Below are 6538 nucleotides of genomic sequence, written 5' to 3'. Positions count from 1 at the left end.
TTTTTTGCGACATATTTTGTCGCGAAATATAATATTCCGGCTGTACTGATTAACCCTGCTATGCAACCATGGAAGTTGTTTGATGAGTTATTCCAAGTTGAAAGCATGCCCTATGTGGTGAATGATCAATGGTCAATTGATCATATTCAGTTGCGACAATTACAACAACTGGAACTGAAACAACCTGAAAATGCTGACAAAATACTCGTCTTGTTGCAACAAGGCGACGAAATTTTGGATTATCGTCAAGCACAACGCTATTATAGTGCTGCAACGCCATCCTCATTGATTTTGACGGATGCTCATGGCAATCATGCTATGGAAGATTTTGAAGAAAAATTACCGTTAGTGATCGAATTCTTTGCGCACACCATCAAATAAGGAAAACGTACAACGTGACACAATATACGGCTCAATCGCTTGAAGTCCTTTCTGGTTTAGACCCTGTTCGTCGTCGTCCAGGAATGTATACCGATACGACTCGACCTAACCATTTAGCCCAAGAAGTTATTGATAATGCTGTTGATGAAGCATTAGCTGGTCATGCCGACAAAATATGTGTCACAGTTTATAAAGATGGTTCATTGTCTGTTGAAGATAACGGCCGTGGTATGCCAGTGGATATTCATCCTGAATATGGCCAAAGTGGTATCGAAATCATTCTGACCAAGCTCCATGCGGGTGGTAAATTCAGTACCGATAACTACCAGTTTTCAGGTGGTTTGCATGGTGTGGGAATTTCAGTTGTAAACGCTTTATCAACACGTGTTGAGGTCGAAGTTCAACGTCAGGGTAACCTATATCAAATGGCCTTTGAGCAAGGTGAACCCGTAGCACCTTTAGCCGTTCTCGAAGGTAAAGCTCCAAAACGCGCGACAGGTACAACGGTACATTTTTGGCCGGAAGCGAAATATTTTGATAGTCCAAAATTTGCTTTAAAAGCACTTAAACACAATTTAAAAGCCAAAGCTGTTTTAGCGGCTGGTTTAAAAATTATCTATATCGATCAAATTAACGATGAAAAAATCGAATGGCAATTTGAAAATGGCCTCGTCGATTATTTGATGGATGAATTACAAGACCGTGAAATTTTGCCAAATCCCGCTTTTGTGAGTAATGGTCAGGCAGACCGTGCGGCATGTGAATTTGCGATTTGCTGGAATGTGGAAGGCGGTGAGCAGGTTCAAGAAAGTTACGTCAACCTGATTCCAACCGCGCAAGGCGGTACTCATGTGAATGGTTTACGTTCAGGTGTAACTGAGGCGTTACGTGAGTTCTGTGAGCTGCGTAACTTATTGCCACGTAACCTCAAACTTTCGGCAGAAGATGTTTGGGATGGAGTGAACTATATTTTGTCACTCAAGTTCCAAGAACCACAGTTTTCAGGTCAAACCAAAGAGCGTCTTTCTAGTCGGGAAGCATCCAATATTGTTTTAAATATTGCTAAAGATGCCTTCGCACTCTGGCTAAACCAACATGCTGAAATTGCCATGCAACTGGCAGAAATGGCGATTTCTAAAGCTGGCCGTCGTTTAAAAGCAGCAAAGAAAGTCGAACGTAAAAAGATTGTTTCCGGCCCTGCTTTACCGGGTAAATTGGCAGACTGTGTGGGACAAACGCGTGAAGACAGTGAGTTATTCATTGTCGAGGGTGACTCTGCGGGCGGTAGTGCCAAGCAAGCGCGTGATAAAAACTTTCAGGCTATCATGCCAATTCGTGGAAAAATCTTAAACACATGGGAAGTTTCTTCTGATGAGGTTTTGGCTTCTCAAGAGGTTCACGATATTGCGATTGCCATTGGTGTAGACCCTGGTAGTGATGATTTATCAGAACTACGCTATGGCAAAATCTGTATTTTGGCCGATGCTGACTCGGATGGTTTACACATTGCGACTTTGCTTTGCGCTTTATTCGTTAAACACTTTCCAACATTGGTTGAAGAAGGGCATTTGTATGTGGCAATGCCACCATTGTTCCGTATCGATATTGGTAAAGATGTCTATTACGCGCTTGATGATGATGAACTTGAAGCCATTTTGAAAAATGTTAAAGGCAATCGTAATCCGCAAATTACCCGATTCAAAGGATTGGGTGAGATGAACGCGATTCAGCTACGTGAAACGACCATGGACCCAAACACGCGTCGTTTAGTTCAGCTCGATCTAGATGATGCCCATCTAACAGCTGGTTTACTCGATAAATTGCTTGCCAAAAAACGTTCAGCAGATCGTAAGCAGTGGCTTGAGCAGAAGGGTAACCTAGCTGATATTACTGTTTAAAATAGAATTAAAAAAAATCCCCGCTCAATAGGCGGGGATTTTTTATATAAACCTAAGTTGTTGGAAATCACCACAAAGGTTTCTGCCATTAAACTAAAATAGACAGATCTGTATATTTTAGTTTAGGCGGTAATTTTTATAACCTGTGGAAATTGAAAAACATCACAATTCGCTCCACCTCCAATTCGATCTACCACTGCAAAATCACTTGGTGCCTCAAAGGTAAGCAAAGGATGATGCCATGTGCCTGCCCGATAATTGATACTTTGCTTCCCATTTGAAACAAATGCACATAGCTTTGAAATGTCGGGAGTATTCTCGTCTAAAGCGGGCGCGACAATAATTAAAAACTTTTGTAGCTGTAATGGAATAAATGCCTGAGACCCCTTTGGATGACGCTCTAGCATTGAAATTTCCAGAGGTAGCACACTGGCCTTAATATTGCGAAAAATACTAATCCCTGCCTTTGCTTCCCCTTCAATTTCAGTTTCAACGAGCGCATGGTAGCGCTCGGTGTGGGCATCGTTAATATGAAAAAAATCATGCCCGTCGCAACAGATGACCTCTCCGAAGGACTGAAAGTTTTCAATTGTTAAAGGCTGAATTTGAACATTCTTCATGATCATGACTTGGCAATTTTTCCCCATAAACGAACACGACTAATACCACCATCTGGAATCATGTTAATACGAATATGAGAGATTTTTTCATGCTGTAAAATCTCATTCACATATTCATGAATATGATCCATTTGCATCGGTTGAGCTTCAAGTAAATAAGACCAGAACATACTTTGTGGAATTAACTGTGCATCGGTTGCATTTTCAAGGTAAACCGCTTGAATAGATACTTGGGCAGGGAAGTTCCCTTTAAAGTGAGCCGTATCAATTTCAAGCTTCTCAATTTTCCCGCTTTTACCCAACGCAAGAATACACCAGTCATAACCTGGAGCTCGGCGGCGTTTAGTTTCCCATCCATCGCCCATGTTGATGCCACGACCAGGGTTAATCAAATTACGCGGATGTCCAAAGTGCGCATCACTATAGGCAACTACACGGCCACCATTTTCTAGGGCTAATAAATCGAGAGTTTGCTCGCTATCAGTCACCTGAATCTGAACGTCTCCATAGACACGTAAACGAGCAATACCACCATCTGGGAAAATATTGAGGCGTATATGAGTGAAAAGTGCATCATTATTGACCATAAAAATATGATGCTGGCTTGGGCCGAGTTCCGTATTTTCTAAAAGACTCTCCCATTTTGCCCCTGTAAGGTCACTATTTGGTGCATAACATGCTTCTAATGATGCAGATGCAGGATAATTTCCTGTGAAAAAGCTGGTATCAATATCAAGTGCACTGATTTTTCCACTTACACCAAGCTTCACAATGCACCAGTCATAACCTGCATGACGCTTTCGGCGGGTCTCCCAACCGTCCATCCATTTGCCGTTGTCATCAAATTTATCTTCAACAAAAATAGGTGCATCAAATTGCAGCATACGCTTTGCTTCTGCAAAGAAATCATCTGAACACTCAATGACTTGTGCACCAATTCGGGCATCTGCCAAATTGGTTTTTGTATTCAAAATTTCAGGAAGTTCAAATGCTGGAGCGTGCAATGTTGCCATAGTGGATTATCCGTATTTCTTGTTAAAAACATGATTTTTCATTTAAAACTGCGCCAACACGGAGCGTGCTGAGACGAGTTTTACACGTAAATATATAAGCATGGTGCATGCCAGTTTTGTGGAAAAGCTAAATAAATTTTGAAGGATGGCATGTTTTTAGCATAAGCACTCTATAGGTGAATATCTATAGGAGCGTGTTATGAATGTGGTGATTATTGGTGCGGGAATGGGAGGTCTAACCACAGGCATTGCATTAAAAAAATTTGGTCACCAAGTTCGTATTTTTGAGCAAACTGAAAAGATTCTTCCAGTCGGTGCTGCAATTTCGCTGTGGTCGAATGGTGTCAAATGTCTAAACTATCTGGGATTAACTGACAAAATCGCCAAACTTGGTGGACAAATGGATGATTTGGCCTATGTGGATGGTCTAACTGGAGATGTGATGACACAATTCAGTTTACTACCATTAATTGAAGAAGTAGGCCAAAGACCTTATCCAGTTGCACGTGCCGATTTACAAAATATGCTGATGGATGAATTTGGTAGAGATCAGATTTATTTAGGCAAAAAAATGGTCAACCTTGAAGACAAAGCGGATTATGTTGAGGTCCATTTTGCAGATGGCAGCTCAACGCAGGCTGATCTATTAATTGGGGCTGACGGTACTCACTCACTTACACGGACCTATGTTTTGGGCCAACAAGTACAGCGCCGTTATGCGGGTTATGTGAACTGGAATGGCTTGGTTGAAATATCTGAAGATTTAGCCCCAGCTCAGCAATGGACGACTTATGTGGGGGAAGGCAAGCGAGCTTCTTTAATGCCAGTTGCAGATGGCAAGTTCTATTTCTTTTTAGATGTGCCTTTGCCAGCAGGTTTAGACAATAATCGAGATGATTATAAAAAACTTTTAAAACAATATTTTGCTGATTGGTGTTTGCCCGTACAGCAACTCATTGAGCGCTTAGACCCGCAAAAGACCAATCGGGTAGAAATCCATGACATTGAACCGTTTACTCAGTTTTATAAAGGTCGTGTGGTGATTTTGGGTGATGCAGCACACAGCACCACACCTGATATTGGTCAAGGCGGTTGCCAAGCGATGGAAGATGCGATTTATTTAGCGCGTTCTCTGCAAATTAACACTTTAGGTGTCGAAGATGCTTTACGTCGCTATCAAAACAAGCGCAATGAACGTGCCAATGAATTGGTACTTCGTGCGCGTAAACGCTGTGATGTGACTCATATGAAAGATGAAAGCGTTACACAAGCGTGGTATGCAGAATTACGCCGTGAACAAGGCGGACATATTATGCAGGGGATTATTAGCAATATTGTAGGTAATCCACTCGATTAAAACAAAAACAGCAAGGAATTTTCCTTGCTGTTTAATCTTCTAAATCATAATTTTAGAAGTGGTATTTAACCAAAGCACTGACGTTATTTTCATCTCGGCCTTGTAAACCAAATTTATTATTCCATACAGAGTGCTCAATACCGAGGTATAGACGTGTATCAGGAGAAATGTGTTTACCTACATTCCATTTCCACTGAGTTGTCCAGTTCAACTCGCTGGCATGGTCGCCTTCAGCAGTTGACCAGTCAAGGAAACCATCTACCAAGAAATCTTCAGATCCTAATTTTAATGGAACGCCGTAAACGAATGTCATTTGATAATCGTCGTCAGTTTTCTCATTATTCGCGCGGTAGAAGTTTAAATTCGCATATTGGAAATATGGGATATCTAAGTCAACTGCAAAACCATAAAGGAAGTTGTCGAAGTTATTGCCGTTTTCACTGTTACTTTCCCAAGTGGTACTAATTAAAACATCTTTAATTGGACCATACGCCAGTTTTTTACCAGACACTTCGCCTAAGCTTAAACGTGGTGATAACTCAAAGTAAGTACTCTTGTGGTCATCTTCACCGCGCATGCGGTCCATAAAGAAAAACACATCAGCGTATTTAACTTTCGCTGCATATTCCAAAGTAATTGTGGTTTCTTTGTCATCTACAACTTCATAGTTTTCACCATAAAGTCCAGTCACACTAAAATCTTGCCAGATTGGTTTTGCCTGAACCATGGCAGTTGCAGATAACAAGGCACAAGTCGCCGCAAGTTGCTTTAATTGCATTTAAATGATCTCCCCCCAAATAAAGCACGCTAAGGATACAGGGTCTTAAGCAAAAATGAAGCCAAATTTGATCAACGGTTAAAAAAAAGCCCACCGAAGTGGGGCGCTAAAAACTAAATCTTTAATGAGTATTTCTTGTGTTTATTGTTTGGCTTAAATGTGGGGTACGCGAGCTGCGAAATGAGGGTAAATGATTAAATAATAAATTCAACAAGATAGCAAAGATACATGTTGAACTAATGCCCGAATGGAACAAAGTTTGTACCCAAACTGGAAAATGAGCATAAAATTCATGGTTAATAATTGGGATCATTCCTGCTGACAAAGCGGTCGCGACAATAATCAAATTTTTCTGATCGTTATAATCTATTTTTGCCAAAGTGCGAATTCCACTCGCTGCGACCGACCCAAACAAGACCAAACCTGCACCACCAAGTACGGGCATTGGAATCGCGGCAATCAAACGACCCATAATGGGGAGTAGGCCCAAA

At 41.3% G+C, this 6538-nt stretch carries 7 protein-coding genes; 3 read left to right on the top strand and 4 right to left on the bottom strand.

Annotated features, from left to right (window positions below):
- Positions 1-381 (top strand): YqiA/YcfP family alpha/beta fold hydrolase (locus UC75_RS21140; RefSeq protein WP_228137267.1); only part of this gene is annotated, 381 nt, incomplete at its 5' end.
- Between the two features lie 14 nt (positions 382-395).
- Entirely contained in the window at positions 396-2279 is a 1884-nt protein-coding gene (parE, locus tag UC75_RS10475) for a DNA topoisomerase IV subunit B (RefSeq protein ID WP_049837543.1), read from the top strand.
- A 122-nt stretch (positions 2280-2401) separates the two neighbouring features.
- On the opposite strand, the gene UC75_RS10470 is transcribed toward parE, so the two are convergent.
- Both UC75_RS10470 and alc read right to left on the bottom strand, forming a co-directional pair.
- Positions 2402-2905, bottom strand: coding sequence for an ureidoglycolate lyase (locus UC75_RS10470; RefSeq protein ID WP_049837542.1), 504 nt, complete (start codon positions 2903-2905; stop codon positions 2402-2404).
- Positions 2902-3912 carry an allantoicase gene (gene alc / locus UC75_RS10465; protein WP_049837541.1) on the bottom strand — a complete coding sequence of 337 codons (1011 nt, stop codon included), beginning with the start codon at positions 3910-3912 and terminating at the stop codon, positions 2902-2904. The genes UC75_RS10470 and alc overlap by 4 nt, the downstream gene beginning before the upstream one ends.
- Positions 3913-4111: 199 nt before the next feature.
- Between alc and hpxO the strand changes: the two genes are divergently transcribed.
- Positions 4112-5269, top strand: a complete 1158-nt coding sequence (gene hpxO, locus UC75_RS10460) for an FAD-dependent urate hydroxylase HpxO (RefSeq protein ID WP_049837540.1) — start codon at positions 4112-4114, stop codon at positions 5267-5269.
- Positions 5270-5321: 52 nt separating this feature from the next.
- Here the strand turns inward: hpxO and UC75_RS10455 are convergent, their stop codons facing one another.
- Together UC75_RS10455 and UC75_RS21135 are read right to left on the bottom strand one after the other, a co-directional pair.
- On the bottom strand, positions 5322-6047 hold the full coding sequence (locus tag UC75_RS10455) for an outer membrane protein OmpK (protein WP_049837539.1): 726 nt from the start codon (positions 6045-6047) through the stop codon (positions 5322-5324).
- Between the two features lie 121 nt (positions 6048-6168).
- A partial coding sequence (locus UC75_RS21135) for a solute carrier family 23 protein (RefSeq protein WP_322842892.1) occupies positions 6169-6538 on the bottom strand: 370 nt, incomplete at its 5' end.

The organism is Acinetobacter sp. V2, from assembly GCF_001188385.1.
GTDB classification, from domain to species: Bacteria; Pseudomonadota; Gammaproteobacteria; order Pseudomonadales; family Moraxellaceae; genus Acinetobacter; species Acinetobacter oleivorans.
Note: the sequence above shows the minus strand (reverse complement) of the source record. Positions and strands in the feature narration are given on the sequence as shown.

Excerpts from the sequence above, each read along its gene's own strand:
- hpxO (WP_049837540.1), top strand. The coding sequence starts at position 4,112 with ATGAATGTGGTGATTATTGGTGCGGGAATGGGAGGTCTAACCACAGGC.
- UC75_RS10455 (WP_049837539.1), bottom strand. The coding sequence starts at position 6,047 with ATGCAATTAAAGCAACTTGCGGCGACTTGTGCCTTGTTATCTGCAACT.
- alc (WP_049837541.1), bottom strand. The coding sequence starts at position 3,912 with ATGGCAACATTGCACGCTCCAGCATTTGAACTTCCTGAAATTTTGAAT.
- UC75_RS10470 (WP_049837542.1), bottom strand. The coding sequence starts at position 2,905 with ATGATCATGAAGAATGTTCAAATTCAGCCTTTAACAATTGAAAACTTT.